The sequence below is a fragment of the Phocaeicola coprocola genome, assembly GCF_041333015.1.
GTDB classification, from domain to species: Bacteria; Bacteroidota; Bacteroidia; order Bacteroidales; family Bacteroidaceae; genus Phocaeicola; species Phocaeicola coprocola.
The window spans coordinates 1,170,373-1,191,628 of sequence record NZ_JBGKGM010000001.1 but is presented as its reverse complement, the minus strand read 5'-3'; the positions used below and the strand labels follow the sequence as shown (position 1 = coordinate 1,191,628).

The following is a 21,256-nucleotide window of genomic DNA, read 5'->3' as shown; positions in this document are numbered from 1 at the left end:
TCGAATAATCTGCTGCGGTTATTGGTGCAGCCTTTTTCAGTTTTTTCATCTAATATTATTTTTATGAAACATTTATTAGTATGCTTGGCTAGCTTTTTGGCATTAGGTACATTACATGCACAAGAACCGGCCGATTACGTCAATCCATTCATCGGAACTACTAATTTCGGAACCTGCAACCCAGGAGCAGTCTGTCCGAATGGAATGATGTCTGTAGTACCATTCAATGTTATGGGATCGGAAGACAATAAATACGATAAGGATGCACGCTGGTGGTCTACCCCTTATGACTATACCAATAGCTTCTTTACCGGTTTTGCTCATGTCAACTTAAGTGGAGTGGGATGTCCGGAACTTGGCTCTTTACTATTAATGCCAACTACAGGAAAGCTAGATGTTGACTATCGTAACTATGGTAGTAAATATGAAAAAGAAAATGCGACTCCCGGATATTATACGATTTCACTTACTAAATACAATATTCTGGCAGAAGCAACAGCTACTCCTCGTACAGGTCTATCACGCTTTACCTTCCCCAAAGGTGAAAGTAACATCCTTTTAAATTTGGGTGAGGGATTAACTAACGAAACAGGTGCTTTCATGCGTAGAGTCAGCGATTGTGAAGTAGAGGGAATGAAAGTGCTCGGAACTTTCTGTTATAACCCGCAGGCTGTATTCCCTATCTATTTTGTGATGCGTATCAACAAAGCTCCTAAAGCTACAGGATACTGGAAGAAACAACGTCCCATGCAAGGTGTAGAAGCAGAATGGGATAAAGACCAAGGCAAATACAAGCTGTACACACAATATAATAAAGATATTGCAGGCGACGATATCGGTGCATGGTTCTCTTTTGATACAGAAGAAGGTGAGCAGATAGAAGTCGCTATGGGAGTTTCTTTCGTCAGTATAGAAAATGCAAGAGAAAATCTTGACAAGGAACAAAGCGGACGCCACTTTGCAGCTATCCATCAGGAAGCTCGTCAACGTTGGAACGATGATTTGGGAAGAATCAAAGTAGAAGGTGGAACAAAGGATCAGAAAACAGTTTTCTATACCGGACTTTATCATGCATTAATCCATCCTAATATCTTACAGGACATCAATGGAGAATACCCTCAAATGGAAGGTGATAAAATCCTCACAACAAAAGGAAACCGCTATACAGTCTTTTCATTATGGGATACTTATAGAAATCTGCATCAGTTAATGACTTTGGTCTATCCAGAAAGACAAATGGATATGATTAATACCATGCTGGATATGTATCGTGAACACGGCTGGCTTCCTAAATGGGAGCTTTATGGACGGGAAACTCTGACAATGGAAGGAGATCCAAGTCTTCCGGTTATTGTAGATACATGGATGAAAGGTTTACGCGATTTCGATATCAACCTTGCTTACGAAGCCATGTATAAGTCGGCTACACTTCCGGGTAAAGAGAATCTGATGCGTCCGGATAATGACGATTATACAAAGCTCGGCTATGTTCCTTTAAGAGAACAATATGACAACTCTGTTTCTCATGCACTGGAATACTATATTGCCGATTATTCTCTCTACACATTGGCTAAGGCTCTAGACAAAAAAGAAGATGCCAAATTATTCTATAAGCGATCAATGGGATACAAAAACTATTATTGCAAGGAGTATGGTACCCTTCGTCCTATCCTTCCTGATGGAAAATTCTATTCTCCATTCGACCCTAAACAAGGTGAGAACTTCGAACCAAGTCCAGGATTCCATGAAGGTAATGCGTGGAACTACACATACTACGTTCCTCACGATATCAAGGGACTTGCCAAATTGATGGGAGGCAAAAAGCCTTTTGTAGACAAACTGCAAATGATTTTCGACAAAGGTTACTACGATCCGGCAAACGAACCTGATATCGCATATCCTTATCTGTTCAGCTATTTCAAAGGTGAAGAGTGGCGTACGCAGAAACTGATAAAAGAATTACTTGCTAAATATTTCACAACTCAGCCTAATGGCATCCCGGGTAATGATGATGCAGGAACAATGTCAACATGGGCTATATTCAGTATGATGGGATTCTATCCTGACTGTCCTGGAGTACCTGAATATACTCTTACAACTCCTACATTCGACAAGATAACTATCAAGCTCAATCCTAAATATTATGGAAAAGATCAGTTAGTTATCGAAACAATGAATCCGGATAGTGAATCTGATTATATCAAAACAATCAAGTTAGGTGACAAAGAATGTGGCTATCGCATCAATCACAATGATTTGATTAAAGCAGGAAGTTTACAGTTCTGGAAAAAATAATCATTCGATTAGTATATAAAAAGAGTGTCCCAAGTTTTCTGAATATAGAAACTTGGGACACTCTTTTTATATACTAACTCAATTAAAGATGACTATTTTGAATAATATCTATCAGTATAGGCTTCATTCCTCCTACAAAACATTCCACAGCAATAACCATCAAAATAAGGCCCATTAAACGCATCATAACATTATTTCCAGTCTCTCCTATTACATTAACTAAACGAGTTGATAAACGCAGTATAATATAGGTTAAAACATAGACTACAGCAATAACGACTACCAGTGTTGTTTTCAATTCCCATGTATTCGCGTCATCCATCAAAATAATACCATTAGCAATAGCTCCGGGACCACACAACATCGGAATAGAAAGCGGAGTAATTGATATATCATCTGCATAAGTTTTTATCTCTTCATCTTTCAATTTTGTATTCGTATAACGAGCCTGAAGCATGTCATAACCTATTTTCAGAATAATGATACCTGCAGCAATACGAAAACCATTGGTCGATATTCCAAAAAACTTAAATAGGAATTGTCCGCAGAAAGTAAAGGCAATTAAAATAATGAATGAAATAATCGTAGCCCTTTTTACGATATGACGACGTTCCTGCTCACCCAGTCCATTTGTCATAGTCAGAAATACAGGCATAGTTCCCAAAGGATTTGTCAACGTAAAAAATGAAGTAAAGCACAAAAGTGCATAAGGAATAATTGTATCCATAATAAATGTATTATATATTGCCCAAAAGTAGAAAAAATTATTTAATTATCTTTATCTATATAATATCAGAAACATAAAATTCCCCTAAATGTTCATTTTCTAAGGAAGTATGACTTTCAACATTAAATTAGAACTCCGGCAAAGCTAATCGGCATCGACTCGTCGAAGGGCACTCTCCAGAAGGGCAAGAGCCGGCGGCGTTTTTTCTGCCCTCATGCAAAAAAGAAAGCCCCGCGGCACTTGTGATGCTGCAGGGCTTCTCCTAAGACGGCGACTACCTACTCTCCCACTTGCGCAGTACCATCGGCGTGACGAAGCTTAACTTCTCTGTTCGGAATGGGAAGAGGTGGAACCTTCGTGCAATAGTCACCTGAATATCCTTTATGTATTCATGACTAACAAGCAGGTAATTCAAGCACTTCTCAAGAAGCTGAAAGTATATATCACCCATCCTTCCTGACAAGGAAAGCATACGGGCAATTAGTAATGCTCGGCTTTGGTATCTCTACCTTTACACCTGCATCCTATCAACGTCATCGTCTTTGACGACCCTGAGAAATCTAATCTTGTGGCCGGCTTCGTACTTAGATGCTTTCAGCACTTATCCGATCCCGACTTAGATACCCGGCGATGCACCTGGCGGCACAACCGGTAAACCAGAGGTCGGTCCAACACGGTCCTCTCGTACTAGTGTCAGAGCCACGCAAATTTCATACGCCCACGATAGATAGAGACCGAACTGTCTCACGACGTTCTGAACCCAGCTCGCGTGCCACTTTAATGGGCGAACAGCCCAACCCTTGGGACCTTCTCCAGCCCCAGGATGTGACGAGCCGACATCGAGGTGCCAAACCACTCCGTCGATATGAGCTCTTGGGAGGGATCAGCCTGTTATCCCCGGAGTACCTTTTATCCTTTGAGCGATGTCCCTTCCATACGGAAACACCGGATCACTATGCTCTAGTTTCCTACCTGCTCGACTTGTCTGTCTCCCAGTCAAGCGCCCTTCTGCCATTACACTCTGCGGACGGTTACCGATCGTCCTGAGGGCACCTTTAGAAGCCTCCGTTACGCTTTTGGAGGCGACCACCCCAGTCAAACTACCCACCAAGCAATGTCCTCTTACCAAGAGTTAGAATTCAAACAAACAAAGGGTCGTATTTCAACAGCGGCTCCACAAACACTGGCGTGACTGCTTCAAAGCCTCCGACCTATCCTACACATCGCGTGCCCAAATTCAATGCTAAGCTATAGTAAAGGTTCACGGGGTCTTTTCGTCCCATCGCGGGTAATCGGCATCTTCACCGATACTACAATTTCACTGGGCTCACGGTTGAGACAGCGTCCGGATCATTACACCATTCGTGCAGGTCGGAACTTACCCGACAAGGAATTTCGCTACCTTAGGACCGTTATAGTTACGGCCGCCGTTTACTGGGGCTTCAATTCAATGCTTCTCTTGCGATGACATCTCCTCTTAACCTTCCAGCACCGGGCAGGTGTCAGGCTGTATACTTCTACTTTCATATTCGCACAGCCCTGTGTTTTTGTTAAACAGTTGCCTGGACCTATTCTCTGCGCCCTCTCTTGCGAGGAGGGACCCTTTATCCCGAAGTTACAGGGTCAGTTTGCCTAGTTCCTTAACCGTGATTCACCCAAGCGCCTTAGTATATTCAACCCGACTACGTGTGTCCGTTTGCGGTACGGGTACCTCTGAAGTTATGTTTAGCGGATTTTCTCGGCAGTCTGATTACCTGCGCTGTTGGATTGTCCCGAAGGACGCTCCATACTGTCAAGTTCGGCTCTTTCCGTGGATTTGCCTGCGGAAATCGACGCCTACACTCTTTAACGGGCTATTCCGTCAGCCCGCGGCAGTGTCACTACTGCTTCCCCACGTCACCCTCAAAGGTAGTAACGGAATATTAACCGTTTCTGCCATCGGCCTCGCCGTTCGGCTGAGCCTTAGGACCCGACTGACCCTGATCCGATTAGCGTTGATCAGGAAACCTTAGTCTTTCGGCGAGGGGGTTTCTCACCCCCTTTATCGTTACTTATACCTACATTTGCTTTTCCATACGCTCCAGAATGGCTCACGCCACGCCTTCGACGCGGAATGGAATGCTCCCCTACCGATCATTGCTGATCCCACGGCTTCGGTAGACAACTTCATACCCGATTATTATCCACGCCCGATTCCTCGACTAGTGAGCTGTTACGCACTCTTTAAATGAATGGCTGCTTCCAAGCCAACATCCTAGCTGTCTTAGCAATCAGACTTCGTTAGTTTAACTTAGCTGTCATTTCGGGACCTTAGCCGGTGGTCCGGATTCTTCTCCTCTCGGGCACGGACCTTAGCACCCATGCCCTCACTCCTGCGGTAGAACTGATGCGCATTCGGAGTTTGTCAGGACTTGATAGGCGGTGAAGCCCTCGCATCCAATCAGTCGCTCTACCTCACATCAGTAACCCGCAAGGCTGCACCTAAATGCATTTCGGGGAGTACGAGCTATCTCCAAGTTTGATTAGCCTTTCACCCCTACCCTCAGCTCATCCAGAAGCTTTTCAACGCTTATTGGTGCGGACCTCCATCTGGTGTTACCCAGACTTCATCCTGGCCAAGGGTAGATCACTTGGTTTCGCGTCTGCCGCCGCTGACTTGACGCCCTGTTCAGACTCGCTTTCGCTTCGGCTGCGGGACTCATGTCCCTTAACCTTGCCAAAGACGGCAACTCGTAGGTTCATTATGCAAAAGGCACGCCGTCACACTTTCGTGCTCCGACCGCTTGTAGGCGCACGGTTTCAGGTACTATTTCACTCTTCTGTTCGAAGTGCTTTTCACCTTTCCCTCACGGTACTGGTCCACTATCGGTCTCTCGGGAGTATTTAGCCTTACCGGATGGTCCCGGCAGATTCACGCAGAATTCCTCGTGTTCCGCGCTACTCAGGATACCGCTATGCTTCGTCTTGCTTAGAATACCGGGCTGTCACCGTCTTCGGCCGAACTTTCCAGATCGTTCTTCTCGCAAAATTTCTTGCAACGACGCGGTCCTACAACCCCGTCCATGCCGTAACATGAACGGTTTGGGCTCTTCCCCGTTCGCTCGCCACTACTGGGGGAATCATTGTTATTTTCTTTTCCTGCAGGTACTAAGATGTTTCAGTTCCCTGCGTTAGCCTCCATCATTGATGGATGTTACCTCTTCAAGGTAACGGGTTGTCCCATTCGGAGATTCACGGATCAAGGGTTATTTGCACCTCCCCGTGACTTATCGCAGCTTATCACGTCCTTCATCGCCTCCGAGAGCCAAGGCATCCGCCATGCGCCCTTTCCTACTTTCCTTATCACGTGCACACTATATATTATAGTGCGGGATGATATATACTTTTAGCTTTCGTACTAAAATTACTTTTTGCTTGTTACATCATGTCATAGACCTATCTTTATGGTGGAGAATAACGGATTCGAACCGTTGACCCCCTGCGTGCAAAGCAGGTGCTCTAGCCAGCTGAGCTAATCCCCCGTTTTTTTGCGGCTGCAAAGGTAAGCGTTTTCCTTCGTTCCCGCAAATTTTTAAGGAAGTTTTTTCTTCCTTCCTTTCGGGTAGTCCCAGGCAGAGTTGAACTGCCGACCTCTACATTATCAGTGTAGCGCTCTAACCAACTGAGCTATAGGACTAGCTTTTGTGATTCAGTTCAACCTAGTCTGTTACCGACTCGGCTTCATCTTTCTCTCTTCTATATCGTTAAACAAACTCCCATGCAGCACAAGGGACAAAACCCTTATTCAGGTCACGCTCCAGAAAGGAGGTGTTCCAGCCGCACCTTCCGGTACGGCTACCTTGTTACGACTTAGCCCCAATTACCGATTTTACCCTAGGGCGCTCCTTGCGGTTACGCACTTCAGGTACCCCCGGCTTTCATGGCTTGACGGGCGGTGTGTACAAGGCCCGGGAACGTATTCACCGCGCCGTGGCTGATGCGCGATTACTAGCGAATCCAGCTTCGTGGAGTCGGGTTGCAGACTCCAGTCCGAACTGAGAGAGGTTTTGGGGATTGGCATCCCGTCGCCGGGTAGCTGCCTTCTGTACCTCCCATTGTAACACGTGTGTAGCCCCGGACGTAAGGACCGTGCTGATTTGACGTCATCCCCACCTTCCTCACATCTTACGATGGCAGTCTGGCCAGAGTCCTCAGCTTAACCTGTTAGTAACTGACCACGAGGGTTGCGCTCGTTATGGCACTTAAGCCGACACCTCACGGCACGAGCTGACGACAACCATGCAGCACCTTCACAGACGCCTTGCGGCTTACAAGTTTCCTCGTAATTCGTCTGCAATTTAAGCCCGGGTAAGGTTCCTCGCGTATCATCGAATTAAACCACATGTTCCTCCGCTTGTGCGGGCCCCCGTCAATTCCTTTGAGTTTCACCGTTGCCGGCGTACTCCCCAGGTGGGATACTTAATGCTTTCGCTTGGCCGCTGACAGTATATCGCCAACAGCGAGTATCCATCGTTTACCGTGTGGACTACCAGGGTATCTAATCCTGTTTGATACCCACACTTTCGAGCATGAACGTCAGTTACAGTTTAGCAAGCTGCCTTCGCAATCGGGGTTCTTCGTGATATCTAAGCATTTCACCGCTACACCACGAATTCCGCCTGCCTCAACTGCACTCAAGGAAACCAGTATCAACTGCAATTTTACGGTTGAGCCGCAAACTTTCACAACTGACTTAATCTCCCGTCTGCGCTCCCTTTAAACCCAATAAATCCGGATAACGCTCGCATCCTCCGTATTACCGCGGCTGCTGGCACGGAGTTAGCCGATGCTTATTCATACGGTACATACAAAATCCTACACGTAGGATACTTTATTCCCGTATAAAAGAAGTTTACAATCCGTAGGACCTTCATCCTTCACGCTACTTGGCTGGTTCAGGCTCTCGCCCATTGACCAATATTCCTCACTGCTGCCTCCCGTAGGAGTTTGGACCGTGTCTCAGTTCCAATGTGGGGGACCTTCCTCTCAGAACCCCTATCCATCGTCGGCTAGGTGGGCCGTTACCCCGCCTACTACCTAATGGAACGCATCCCCATCGTTTACCAATAAATCTTTAATGGTGCCATCATGCAATCTCACCATACTATCAGGTATTAATCTTTCTTTCGAAAGGCTATCCCTGAGTAAACGGAAGGTTGGATACGTGTTACTCACCCGTGCGCCGGTCGCCATCAAACTTAGCAAGCTAAGTTCATGCTGCCCCTCGACTTGCATGTGTTAAGCCTGTAGCTAGCGTTCATCCTGAGCCAGGATCAAACTCTTCATTGTAAAATATCTTTTTACTCTTGCGAGTACTTTTTGTCTCTGTTCAGGTGACCGAATGTTTCTTGATTATTTAATCAGATTGACGGTTTTATCACTTCATCACGGATACACATTATATATATCACATGACTACTGCTTGTACTACATTTCGTTTGTTTATCTAAAGTCTTTCAAAGAACTATTTCTTATTTCTAAGCTTCCGTTTGTTAGCGAAAGCGTTTGCAAAGGTAAGAGGTTTTTTCTTAACCACCAAATTTTTTCGAAGTTTTTTTCGAAAAAATTTTTCAGCGGTCAGAAACCGGAACCGCAAGCCCTTCTCGCTCCCTTAGCACCGCTAAGGTAAGATACAAGGCAACACCCGAAAAACCGGAAACCTCACGTTCACTCTGTCAATGCTTTACTGCGTTTCTCTCTCGAAAGCGGGTGCAAAATTACGCACTTTTTCGCAAACTCCAACTTTTACACGACTTTTTTTTGACCGTTTTTCAAAGTTTTTTCGTAAAACACTGAAAAGCAGGTATGTTACGCGGCATATTTTTTTGTCATACGCAGAAGGAGGAGGAAAACATGCACAATAATATTTATTGCGCGGGCGGGCGCATGTGCGCGAAGGAAAATACACCGCATTATCTGCAAAAAGCGGCACAATGGAAAAACAACGCCTTGTCTTCATCAAAACAACGGCATATTTTCACTAAAAATACACCTTCTTTTTTAAAAATTACAGCATATTTTTTTCAGCATAATGAACAGACTGATTATCAGCAATGACGGGAATGCATAAAGCGGCACTGTTTCTTCACATAAAATATAGCATTTATGTCCGATGAACATGCAAAAGAACAAGTATGTATTTAAGAATTTCGTGTCGCTCTAAACCGGAACTCTATAAATAAACATGATGAGGTTCTCTTGAAAACTTAGAAGGGAGAAGATATTTCCCTTCATAAACAACAATCAAAAAAGGCTCCAATATAAAAAATATCAGAGCCTTAATCTTCATCCCATTTTGCCTATATGGCAAAAATTTAATTAACTAACCTTTTTTACCTTTATCCCAAAAGCACAATACATCAAGTATGCAACACACAGCAAGACAACGAATAATCCTGCCGTAATTCCTCCCAAATCAATTGCAAATCCTAAAATAGGAGTTACAACTCCACCACCGGCAACGGCAGTTATCATCAGACCGGAAATCTGATTCATCTTTGAAGGACATTCTTGAAAAGCTAAGGAATAAATGATAGAGAAAACAGAAGAGGCAAAAAATCCGATTCCACCAATACATAATAAATTCAGTGTAGCACCATCAACAAACATCAAAAGCAATAATGAAGCTGCACATGCAATAATATTTACACGGAAATAACGTATTCCTGATATTCTTGCCAACAAAAATGTTCCAAGTAATGCTCCAATTGTTCTACTCAAGAAATAAACTTGAGGAGCAAACTTGACTTGTTCGGCGCTCCAATCGTAACGAACTGCCATAAGTTTTGAACTAATATAATTGGTGGCAACATCAACTCCGACAATGAAAAAGATTCCTAAAAACAAAATCAAAATAATTTTATCCTTCAATAAGGAAAACGAATCAGCCATTGAAATGGTTTCTGAAACACTCTGTTCCCGCTTTATAGGTGTGAACATCAACCAAAGTGCAAAAAACAAAGTTATCATCCCCAATATTGGGAAGCAATAATACCAATGTTCAGAGCCAAAACGTAATGTAGCAAATAATACAATTTCCGGACCAACCAAAGAAGAAACGGCCTTAATAACCTGCCCGGCAGTCAAACTGCTTGTAAGCATGCGTTGATCCCGTATCACATTATTCAGCAATGGATTAAGAGAAATCTGCAATATGGCATTTCCTATGCCTAACAAGACATAAGCAATGATACAAGTTACACTACTATAAACAATCAACGGCAAAAACATACCGACAATTGTCACCAGCATACTAATGAGTACGGTATTTTTTCGCCCCCATTTATTCATCTTATTCCCAACAGGTATTCCTAGAAAAAGAAACCAGATAAACACCATCGACGGAACGAATCCTGTCATCGTAGACGACCAACCAAAACTTGTCTGCATATAATCGGAAGAAATACCGACTATATCACAAAAGCCCATAACAAAAAAGGCAGCAAGTACTGGAATTACTTTTATTATAGAACTGTTTTTCATAAGTAAATTAATCAGCTTGCATGGCTAATTATGAATAAATTAGCCATGCAAACAACAAATAATAAAATATTTATTTCCCATAATATGGAAGTACATCCTTTCCCCATTCAACATTTGGCGTACTTCCCATTTTTAATTTCAGAGTTCCCCCTTTAAAGAAATCCTCACGATATATCCAACAATCATTTAATGGTTTTCCATTAAACTCGGCAGATTGAATGTAATAAGCATCGGGAGTATTATTCTCTACTTCTATAACAAAAGATTTACCTTTTGCATATTGAGGATTTAATTTAATTTCAACTTTATCAAATAATGGACTTCCTATTTGGAAAGTTGGCTTATCACAGACACCTCCTTGAACATCAAATAATCCCATACCAGCTAATACATACCATGCACCAAGCTGTCCTTGATCCTCATCTTGTCCATATCCATAACCATGTTCACCTGTAACTCCATAAAACTCATCACATATCAAACGCGTCCATTTTTGGGTAAGATAAGGTTTTCCAGAGAAATTGAAAAGCCATGAAATATGAAGATTTGGCTGATTACCATGATTATAAGGACTCTGTAAGCCAGAAAAAGCATAAGTCACTTTTCCACCTCCAAATATAGATTTACGGGCTTCTGTAAATATTGAATCCAAACGATTATTAAACAAATCATTTCCAACACGCTGAATCAAACCCTCTGGATCTTGAGGAACGAAAAAAGTATATTGGACAGCATTTCCTTCCTGAAAGCCTCTCCAAGGTTCCAATGGATTAAAATTATCAATAAATTCACCGCTTTCTACACGGGGACGCACAACCTTAGATTCATCATCAAATAATTTTGCCCAGCCAGTAGACAGCTCCATTAAACGTTTATAATCGTCTTGTTTTCCTAATACTTTAGCCCATTGAGCAACAGCATAAGCACTGAAACTATACTCTAATGTATGCGAAACAGAAAAAGAGGAGCCTTTGTCATGAGTTCCAAAGAAAACATCGTTATTATAAGGAACATATCCTCTTTCAACAAATTGTCTGACATCCATCTTTCCAGCACCTTCAATACGCCCTTTCCATTCCAGTTCATTTTTCAATGCCGCCTGATAAGCCGTTTCTACATCAAAGTCACGAATGCCGCTGTTATAAGCACCCGCCAGAGCTATACTAACCATATTAGTTCCTACTCCTGACACATATTTACTTGCAGCAATACCATCACCTAACCATCCTGCATCTTTGTACATTATAACCTGACTTTGTACCCAATCATTATAATATTCCGGGTAAGCAATAGCCCAAAGATTTGTCAGATTCCAATATCCTCCCCAAATAGCATCAGTGTTATAATGATTGTACTCAGGGGTACCATCTTGTTTGAGCTTAATCTGTCCGATTGATCCATCATTTTTAGGATAAGCTCCATTGACATCACTAGCTAAGCCTCGTCCCAGCAACGCGTGATATAATCCTGTATAAAATTTAATTCGGCTTTCCTCAGTACCGCCAGAAACGACAATACGATTTAATGCATCATTCCATTTTTCCTTAGCTAAAGCTTTTGCCTCGTCAAAACTCAGATTCTCAGCCTCCTTTTCCAAATTTAGCTTAGCATTTTCTATGGATGTATAAGATAGTCCTATTTTAAGATCTATGACCTGATCTTTAGAAGTATCATAATTTAATACCATCATAGCTCCTGCACCCTTTATCTCTGTTTTTTCCATAAGATCTTTACCTCTGAATAAAACATTTACAGAATTGGGAGATTGGCTCAGCTTTGCATAAAAATACATAGGCACAGTTGCACCTGCCTGATACTTTTTCACATATTCCGGTTCTGTTACAACATATCCTTCTATAGTAGATTCATCAACCTGCTTAATATAAGCATCTCGTACATTTCCACTTTCTCCTAATCTGTTTCCAATATCCATTATCACATGTGAACTGTCAGACTTAGGGAATGTATATCTTTGAAAACCAACCCTCTCTGTTGCTGTAAGTTCTACCTTTACTTGATAGTCTTTCAATAAAACAGAATAGTATCCGGGCGTTGCATATTCATCCTTCTTATCAAAACGTGAACGATACCCCTCATCAGGTGTTTCCAGTTTACCCGGAATGTTCTTCACTGTACCAACTGTAGGCATTAACAGTATACCTCCAATCTGAAATTCATGCATACAAGGAAATCCATCAATCGATGTATGAGTTTCATCATATCCAACAGCTTCCCATCCCTGTTCATTACCATATGTACCATTAGTAGAAGCCCCCAATTTAGCCATTCCAAAAGGAACGGCAGCCGGAGTATAAAAGAACCAGCGACTATGTACTGTCCCTATATTAGGATGCACATACTGCGTTAATTCCATTTCCTGAGCAACAGGAGTACGCGAAGCACAAGATGCCAGACACAAAACTCCTATTCCAATACATAAATTTTTAAAAATATTCATATCATTATTTTTTTATTTCACCTTTGATTAAAGCAATACGAGTATAAAGTTCGACCATACATGATTCATCCAATAACCATTTAGGTTTATCATACTCTTGAGAATTTCCTGTCCAGTCATTATATATTAATCCTGCTTTATCACGAGCATGCTTCCATGCCCAATCGGCAGATTCAATAATAGCATCAATATATTTCGAATTGCCGTTCACCTCATATAACTCCTGATACCCACGGAATAGCACAACAACAAACCAAGGTAAATCCTTTATATAAGGAACTCCATTATCCATATACTTTACATAGAAAGCAAAACTACCTTTTGCCAATCTCTCAGCATCATTCAAATAACGTTTATCACCAGTTGCCTTATACAAACGAACTGCTGATTGAATCATCGTTCCGGTATTATAAGTATAAGCATGTTTTTGTACTTCACCTTTTTCCGTCAACAATGAATTCCAGATAATATGTAAAGAATCATCCTCCAAATGTTCCAGCATCCAGTTATAAAAGCGCTTTCCTTGCTCCAAATACATCGTATCTTTTGTAGCTTCATACAACTTTAATGAAAGAACTGTCGCTTTTCCATTAGAACAAGCAGGCTTTTGGTCTTTATGTCCTTCCAACCATGAAACAGCTCCTCCCCAGTCATTCCACCAGCCACTCATGATAAAAGACATTACTTCCTTCGCTTTATCCAAATAGGCAGAATTTCCTGAAGAAAAATAAGCATCTATATAATCTATTCCAACCAACCCATTATCATCATAATAACGGTCGACCTTTTTAAACTGGACAGGATAGGCTTGATATCCAGCTGGAATACGTTTATCATCATAATATTTTTCTACAGCCATAACCATAGAGTCCTGATAATTGGCATACCTTTCAGGATTATATTCTGCTAAAAGATTGACAGCAGAGAATATTCCACTCATCGGCCATAAATAAGAAGTTTCTTGCGCCTTATGAGTAGAATCTTGAAAATATGTCAAATCCGGTTTATAAGTATTGGGATAATGCTCAGCAAAAAGTCCATATTGAGGTACTCGATACTTACTCCATACATTTTGAAATAATTCTTCAGCCCTATCCATATAAGGCGTTTCTTTTGTTTGTTTCTTATTACATGCAGACAAAAGAAATAATACAGACACAAAAAAAATAGGATATCTCATTATTCTCATAACTGACTATTATAATATAAAGCTAATACTGCATAAGATTCAATTACAGCATCCTGCATCAATAACTGAGATGCTCTTTTAGGATCTTTACCAGTCCAGTCCTCATAAAAGAAGCCTTCCTGAGTACGTGCGTGTTCATATGCATAATTGATATAATTAGCATATACATCTATATACTGTTTTACATTCGGATCATAAGGTGCAATATCAATATAGGCTCTTAATAATTTTGTATTAAACCACGGATCATGATCTGGATACGCTAATCCTATACCATTCACCGAACGAACAAATACGCCATATGCCCCTTGAGCCGATGCTTTTGCCTCATTCAGATAATTTTCATCATTTGTAATCTTGTATAAGCATACACCATTCTGAATCATAACACCTACATTATACGTCCATTTAGTCTTATTGATTGTACCTGAAGCATCTTTACTATTCCAATAACAGTTATCCGTATTATCCCTCAAGTTCGTTTTTATCCACTCATAAAGTTCTTTAGCAAAAGCTAATACTTCTTCTTTGCGTTCTTGAGGACAAACTTCATAATACTTTAAAAGAAACTGCACAGCATAACCATTTGCACAAGCAGGTTTATTAGAACTTTCATTTCCTGCTACATTTTTCAAAGATTCATTCCACCATATGCCTCCTCCGAAAATATCATCTTTCCCTGATTTCAGGAAATCTACAATTTGTCCAGCACGATTAAGATAGGCCTCATCATTTAAACGTTCATAAGCCTCCAACAGACTAATTCCTACAATGGAGTTATCATCGTAAAATCTATCCGCCCTTCCTGCCGTTCCATCAGTGCTAGAACCATATCCAGCCACCTGATGTTGTCCATTGCTTTCCATCCAATAATATGACAAGCCATCTATCAATGTCTTATAATCAACATCATATTCCAAGTCAGTAAGAAATGCAGCTCCGGTAGTCAAACAATTATAAGGCCACAAAAAAGAATAAGTACCATCTCCTGACTGTACCGGGAAATTCTCACGATACAAATTACCTGTCTTATAATATTCTTGGACCAACTCAAAAACTTCATATCCTCTTGCTGCATAATCTACAACTTCTTGAGAAGGAGGAGGCGTTTGAGGACCTGTAGGATTCCACTCTTCAACACCTGTTTCACAGGAGCAAAATAAAGAGAGTGCCAAAGCACTTACATATATAAATCTTTTCATATACTTATCTACTATAATTTATTTTTATATCTCGAAGGATTTATTTAATCCTCCGAGATATATAATCGTATTTTATCTATTATTTCACATCAGAGAACGAATGAATCATCATATTATTTGCATTTGTTTCAATCGTTACAGTACAAGTTTTCTTATTCAAAGAATGACTCATTTTCCACAGATGATCCCACTGGCTCCATGCAAACTCATGTAATTCATAGAAAGTTGCAGGTTCATTCTCACCAGGTTGTTCAGCCGAGACATTATCTCCTCTTCCCCAACAAACATCGGCACCATTTATTGTTGATATAAAATAGTAACGTTCTTCAACCCATGTAAGCCAAGAAGGAGGATTTGTAGTAGGATCATTAGGATCTACAAATTTGATATTGACATTTTCTTTCTTAAAGGATCCATTACCAACATACTGCATATCTGCTATTACGTCAAAAGTTGCTCCCCAGATCATTCTCACTCCCGAGATAAGATCTTTAGATATAGTTTTAGCATTAAAATTCAGTGTTAATCTAACAACATTTTCTTCCGCTTCAACGTTATAAGCCTCATCGCCTTCTATTAATTTTCCAGAACTGTCAACTGTATAGTTTACACCATCCTCTAAAGCATCAGTAAAATAAATATTTCCAGAGCTCAGCTTCGTATAGATAACAAAAATACCATCACTCTCTTTACGGAAAGGAACAGGAGCTGTTCCCTGGTTTTCTGTAGCTGACCCCAACAGATATAATTGTTCTGGGATTTCTTCTGCCGGACGTGTTATCAGTATTTCTCCACATTCTTGTGAACGTCTGACTACTCCTCCACGAGAAGCTTCCACTGTCCATTTCACTTTACCTGTTTCAGCAGTCTTCAATCCAGCTTCGCGAGCAATTTTATTCAATATAACATGAGTTAATGTAAGCTGGCGGGTAGCACCAAAATCACTTTGAGAAGTATATATGGGTTCAGAGAAGTTCCCATCTCCTTTATCAAACAGCACAGAATATAATAAAACTCCGCCATCATTAGCACCTCCATTCCATGTTAACACGATATTTTCAGAAGATTGTAAATCAATAGCAACCTCTTCTGGTCCTGACAGTTCTGTAGGCAAAGTAAAACTTTCATCGAGCTTATAATCTTCAGAACATCCAGTCAAAAACAATATTGACAATAAAAAAATATATATCGTTTTCATATTTATCACCAATTAGGATTTTGTGTCAAATTATGATTTAAATCTCTTTCACTCTGAGGTATAGGCCACAAATAGTGCTTATTTGCATCGAAAACTCTATTTTCAACCCTTACATACCCATCATCTGTACCAACTGCATCACCGGTATAAATACCGTGACAATAGCCGTTCATTACCTTATCTGCTATACGCCAACGTACGATATCTTTCAAACGCAAGCCCTCTAATGCAAGCTCAGAGCGACGCTCCCGTCTGATTATTTCTCTCAAATCTGCAGATGCTCCTGGAAATTTCAGAGCCTGTTCATCTGTAAATCCAGCTCTCACACGAAGCGGACGAATTGTTTTATTCCAGTCTGTTTCGGAGAATTCACCTAATTCGACTAAAGCTTCAGCATTCATAAGTAAAACATCAGCATAACGAATCAAAATAATATTCAATCCCGAATACAAATTATCTCTGTACGTTCTATCCCAGTACTTCTTTATATAATACCCAGTTGGTGAGCAATTAGAACTAAATCCGTAACCATCTGGATTGCTTCCCTTGTCACAATTGATAACTTGTGTCGTTCCATCTGGCAAAATATAACTATTTCCCGTATAGCAGATTGTAGCAGCCAAACGTGGGTCACGATGTTCAAAAGGTTTAGCTGGATCATAATTAGCACCAGCTTCATCTATAGCCTTGCCATTGTCTGTTATATATGACTGTACAAGTTCATTTAAAGGAGCAAGTTGAGCATAGCCTTTTAAAGTCGGAGGCAAGAACTGATATTGAGTTTGATGCTCACGGTCCGGCGACAGATATTGCAGATCTAAAATTACCTCTTCATTATTTTCATTAGCAACTTCAAACAAACCACTATAGCTATTAAACAAGTTAAAACCACCTTGAGTCATTATAGTAGAAGTTACATTCTTAAGTTCTTCCCAACGGCCTTCGAAAAGTAATATACGTGCTTTTAAAGCCATAGCAGCCCATTTGGTAATACGTCCTTTATCTTCGCTAGAACTATAAGAAGCCGGTAAATAATCATTATCGATAATCTGATCTAGTTCTCCTAAAATATTTGCTATAATTTCAGTTTTACTGGTTCTAGGAAGCTGTTGAGATTCTTCAATTGTTATAACATTAGTAAAATAGGGTACATCACCAAAACGAGAATACAACTCAAAATAATGAAAAGCCCGAATTACCATAGCTTCAGCACAATATCTGTTCCGAAGTTCCTCACTCAATCCAGGAACTTTATCAATATTGTTCAGTAATTGATTACATACACGGATTCCTGCATAACGACTATCCCAGACAGATTCTACATAAGGATAAGCAGTAGAATAGCTACCATTTCCTATAGACTGATTAAACCCTGTTTGTACTTTTGTATATGCATTATCTGTCATAGCATCGGCATACAATACCTCCTCCGCACTATACAAGGTAGGATAACATGCGTTTAATGCATATAAAGCAGAACCCTCTTTTTCCCAAAAACTTAAATCAGTTTCTCTGTCGTATGGTTCTGTGTCAAGAGGAACACATGCTACAACAGAATTAAGAAGTATTCCTCCTACTATATATTTCATCATACTAAATGTTCTCATAGCTTATTAAAATTTAATGTTTAATCCCATAGATATTACGCGAGAAACAGGATAAATACGTCCTCCACCATCAGTAGTTTCAGGATCCCATCCGCCTTTTATATGACTTAATGTAAATAAATTCTGACCACTCAGATAAATTCTTAAATTTTTCACATATACTTTTCTCATCCATTTTTGCGGGAAAGTATAACCAATCTGAGCATTTTTCAATCGTAAATAAGAGCCATCTTGAATCCAGAAATTAGATTTAGCAGCATTGTTAGCAGACTCTGCACCTACAGTTAAACGTGGATAAGAAGCATCCGGATTATTCGGAGTCCAGCGATCTAAATGAAAGTCAAAAACTGGTCCTTCATTATTATTATGAAAAGCTTCTACAGATTCACCACGTAACCAAACATTGCGTCGACCTACACCTTGCCAAAACATTGAAAAATCGAAACCTTTCCAAGTAAATCCATAACTAAATCCATAAGTATAATGAGGGAAATTATCTCCAAGTATAAAACGGTCGTCACTTTCTTTCACCAAGCCGTCGTTATTTTTATCAACATAACGCAGATCTCCAGGTTTTGGAGTTATCCCATCCAACCAAGGTCCCTGTGCAACCTCTTCATCATTTTGGAATATACCGTTAACTCTATAAGCATAATAAGAATTAATAGGATATCCTTCTTTGATAATTGTATTAACATCGGCCCCATTAATCCATTCAACACCACGAGTATCTATTACCTCATTAGCAGCATCAGAAACATTTCCTGAAACAAAATGTTCTACCTGCCCAGTCTTGAATCGGTAATTCATATTTAATTCCCAACCGCGATTTCTCACTTTTCCAGCATTCTGGACAGGGCTACCTCCACCAAACATACCTGGAACGGGTAAACCTATTAAAATGTCACGAGTTACATTATTAAAGAAATCAGCTGTAATATTCAATGAATTATTAAGGAATCCAACATCTATACCCAAATCGAACATTGCAGTTGTTTCCCATTTTATATCCGTATTAACAGCTGCAAACGAGGCCCCGTTTACTATTGTATTTCCAAAATTATATTTAGGAGAAACTGTTACAGATGATAAATATTGATAGTTATCAATTCTGTTATTTCCAACTAATCCCCATGAAGTTCTTAACTTTAAAGAAGAAACATGTTCTTTTAATTTCTCAAAAAATCTTTCTTCTGAAACTCTCCATCCCAAAGAGAACGAGGGGAAAAGAGCTGAACGATTACCCTTTGCAAATTTTGAAGAAGCATCATTACGTAAATTTGCTTCAAATAAATACTTCTCATCATAATTATAATTGAGACGTGCAAATTCCGAATAAATAGACCAGTCACTTCCGCTTCCTGAATTTCCAACATTAGAAGTCTGAGTACCAACCATTATATCAAAATCAGATGTTTCTGTCACACGATATGTATCATATCCTTTGTCACTACCTCCTTCATAAGAATATCCGACCATTGCACCTACCGTATGCTTACCAAACGACTTATCATAAGTCAACATCACGTTAGTTGTAAGATTCAATGAACGAGCAAACTGTTCTGTCATACGATTTTCTGTATCACCAGAAGCAGGAGCTTCAATTGCTTTTCTATTTTCATGAGTACGATTGTTATACAACTGCCCACCAATCATTCCTTTCAATTTTAGTCCATCCCAAATCTTCAACTCAGCATTAAGTGTTGCAGATACATCATCATTAGAGTTCTGACGATAACCTCCTTGTTCCAGTCGGGCTAAAGCATTCGAATTACTACCACTAGGATAAGTATATGCTCCATTTTCATCTTTAATCGGATAAATAGAAGGCATACGAGTTGCTTGCTCTATAATCCATTCTGTCCAATAAGCATGATCTTTAACTTCATTACGAGCATATGCAACGGTTGTGCTGAAATTAAAACGCTCTGAAACTTTATGACTCAAATTTAAACGTCCATTATATCTTTGTTGACCATAATCCGGTCCTTTAAACATACTATTTTGATCCATATACCCTAATGAAACCAAAAAAGTTGTTTTATCATTGCCACCTGAAAAAGATAAATTGTGGCTTTGTTGAGGAGAATTTTTCTTATAAAGTTCTTCAATCCATTTACAATTAGGACCACCGTTACGATAATATGCAATCTGCTCTGGAGTAAAAGCCGCAGGCTGTCCAGAATTTACCAATGCTTCATTTCGCATTTCTGCATATACCCATGAATCAACGACTTTCGGTAAACAAGTAGGAGACTGCCATCCATACTGCATTTCATAAGTTACTTCATTTTTTTGTGCAGAACCTTTTTTAGTTGTTATCAAAATAACACCATTTGACGCACGAGAACCATAGATAGCTGTAGATGAAGCATCTTTTAATACTGAAATATTTTCAATATCTGAAGGATTTACATTTTGAATATCACCAATAATTCCATCAATCAGAACCATCGGGTCATTATTATTCATCGTATTTAATCCACGAATATTAATACTAGGACGTGCACCTGGAGCTGAGTTAGACTGCTGAATTACTAATCCGGAAGTTGTTCCTTGCAAAGCTTCAACAATATTCGTAACAGGTTTTCCTTGAATATCAGATGTTGAAACAGAAGCAACAGCTCCTGTAAGATTTACTTTTTTCTGTGTACCATATCCTACAACTACCAGTTCATCAATCATTTCTGTATTAGATTTTAAAACAATTATCATATCTTTTTTCAAATCTTTTCCAGAAATAATCTGGTCTTTATATCCAACAAATGATATTTGCAGTTTAGAAGAAGAAGTCACTTCCAAAGTAAATTTACCGTCTATATCAGCAATAGTACCTTGTTTAGTGGAAACGTCTAATACACTAGCACCAATCATTGGCTCACCTGACTCATCTTTAACAATACCAGATATGAGTCGTGACTGTTGTTGTGCCAGCATTGGTATGGAAACCAACGAAAGCAACAAACTAGCTACAAAACACATTATTACATGTTTCATAAATTAATTAAGATTTAAAAGTTAATAATTTTAATAGACCAATTAATATATACCTATTGAAA

10 protein-coding genes, 2 tRNA genes and 3 rRNA genes are annotated in these 21,256 nt (G+C 40.0%); 2 read left to right on the top strand and 13 right to left on the bottom strand.

The window, feature by feature from the left end:
* The first annotated feature begins 63 nt into the window (after positions 1-63).
* Positions 64-2,295 (top strand): GH92 family glycosyl hydrolase, encoded by a 2,232-nt coding sequence (locus ACDG22_RS04970; RefSeq protein ID WP_270231030.1) that lies wholly within the window; start codon positions 64-66, stop codon positions 2,293-2,295.
* Between the two features lie 82 nt (positions 2,296-2,377).
* Here ACDG22_RS04970 and ACDG22_RS04965 read toward each other — a convergent pair whose 3' ends face one another.
* From ACDG22_RS04965 to ACDG22_RS04940, 6 genes are all read right to left on the bottom strand, one after another.
* A complete protein-coding gene (locus ACDG22_RS04965; RefSeq protein WP_007566227.1) occupies positions 2,378-3,022 on the bottom strand; it encodes a MarC family protein in 645 nt (214 codons plus the stop codon).
* 265 nt (positions 3,023-3,287) lie between these two features.
* A 5S ribosomal RNA gene (gene rrf, locus ACDG22_RS04960) occupies positions 3,288-3,396 on the bottom strand.
* Positions 3,397-3,482: 86 nt separating this feature from the next.
* Positions 3,483-6,362 (bottom strand): 23S ribosomal RNA (locus tag ACDG22_RS04955).
* A gap of 104 nt (positions 6,363-6,466) precedes the next feature.
* Positions 6,467-6,543: transfer RNA gene (locus ACDG22_RS04950), tRNA-Ala, on the bottom strand.
* Positions 6,544-6,624: 81 nt separating this feature from the next.
* A tRNA-Ile gene (locus tag ACDG22_RS04945) sits at positions 6,625-6,698 on the bottom strand.
* Positions 6,699-6,822: 124 nt separating this feature from the next.
* A 16S ribosomal RNA gene (locus ACDG22_RS04940) occupies positions 6,823-8,350 on the bottom strand.
* The 16S, 23S and 5S rRNA genes sit together here with 2 tRNA genes alongside, the layout of an rRNA operon.
* Positions 8,351-8,866: 516 nt before the next feature.
* Between ACDG22_RS04940 and ACDG22_RS04935 the strand changes: the two genes are divergently transcribed.
* Positions 8,867-9,118: a hypothetical protein gene (locus ACDG22_RS04935; RefSeq protein WP_370858799.1), complete on the top strand. Its 252-nt coding sequence runs from the start codon at positions 8,867-8,869 to the stop codon at positions 9,116-9,118.
* 261 nt (positions 9,119-9,379) lie between these two features.
* Here ACDG22_RS04935 and ACDG22_RS04930 read toward each other — a convergent pair whose 3' ends face one another.
* The 7 genes from ACDG22_RS04930 to ACDG22_RS04900 form a co-directional block, all read right to left on the bottom strand.
* Positions 9,380-10,543 carry an MFS transporter gene (locus ACDG22_RS04930; RefSeq protein WP_270230732.1) on the bottom strand — a complete coding sequence of 388 codons (1,164 nt, stop codon included), beginning with the start codon at positions 10,541-10,543 and terminating at the stop codon, positions 9,380-9,382.
* 70 nt (positions 10,544-10,613) lie between these two features.
* A complete protein-coding gene (locus ACDG22_RS04925; protein ID WP_270230733.1) occupies positions 10,614-13,001 on the bottom strand; it encodes a GH92 family glycosyl hydrolase in 2,388 nt (795 codons plus the stop codon).
* 4 nt (positions 13,002-13,005) lie between these two features.
* Positions 13,006-14,190: a glycoside hydrolase family 76 protein gene (locus ACDG22_RS04920; protein ID WP_270230734.1), complete on the bottom strand. Its 1,185-nt coding sequence runs from the start codon at positions 14,188-14,190 to the stop codon at positions 13,006-13,008.
* Positions 14,187-15,392, bottom strand: coding sequence for a glycoside hydrolase family 76 protein (locus ACDG22_RS04915; RefSeq protein WP_007568472.1), 1,206 nt, complete (start codon positions 15,390-15,392; stop codon positions 14,187-14,189). The genes ACDG22_RS04920 and ACDG22_RS04915 overlap by 4 nt, the downstream gene beginning before the upstream one ends.
* A 79-nt stretch (positions 15,393-15,471) precedes the next feature.
* Positions 15,472-16,590, bottom strand: a complete 1,119-nt coding sequence (locus tag ACDG22_RS04910; RefSeq protein ID WP_181975904.1) for a SusE domain-containing protein — start codon at positions 16,588-16,590, stop codon at positions 15,472-15,474.
* A gap of 5 nt (positions 16,591-16,595) precedes the next feature.
* Complete coding sequence (locus ACDG22_RS04905) at positions 16,596-18,197, bottom strand: RagB/SusD family nutrient uptake outer membrane protein (protein WP_177593836.1); 1,602 nt, start codon at positions 18,195-18,197, stop codon at positions 16,596-16,598.
* A 6-nt stretch (positions 18,198-18,203) separates the two neighbouring features.
* Positions 18,204-21,194, bottom strand: a complete 2,991-nt coding sequence (locus ACDG22_RS04900; protein WP_040311976.1) for a SusC/RagA family TonB-linked outer membrane protein — start codon at positions 21,192-21,194, stop codon at positions 18,204-18,206.
* Between the last annotated feature and the right edge of the window lie 62 nt (positions 21,195-21,256).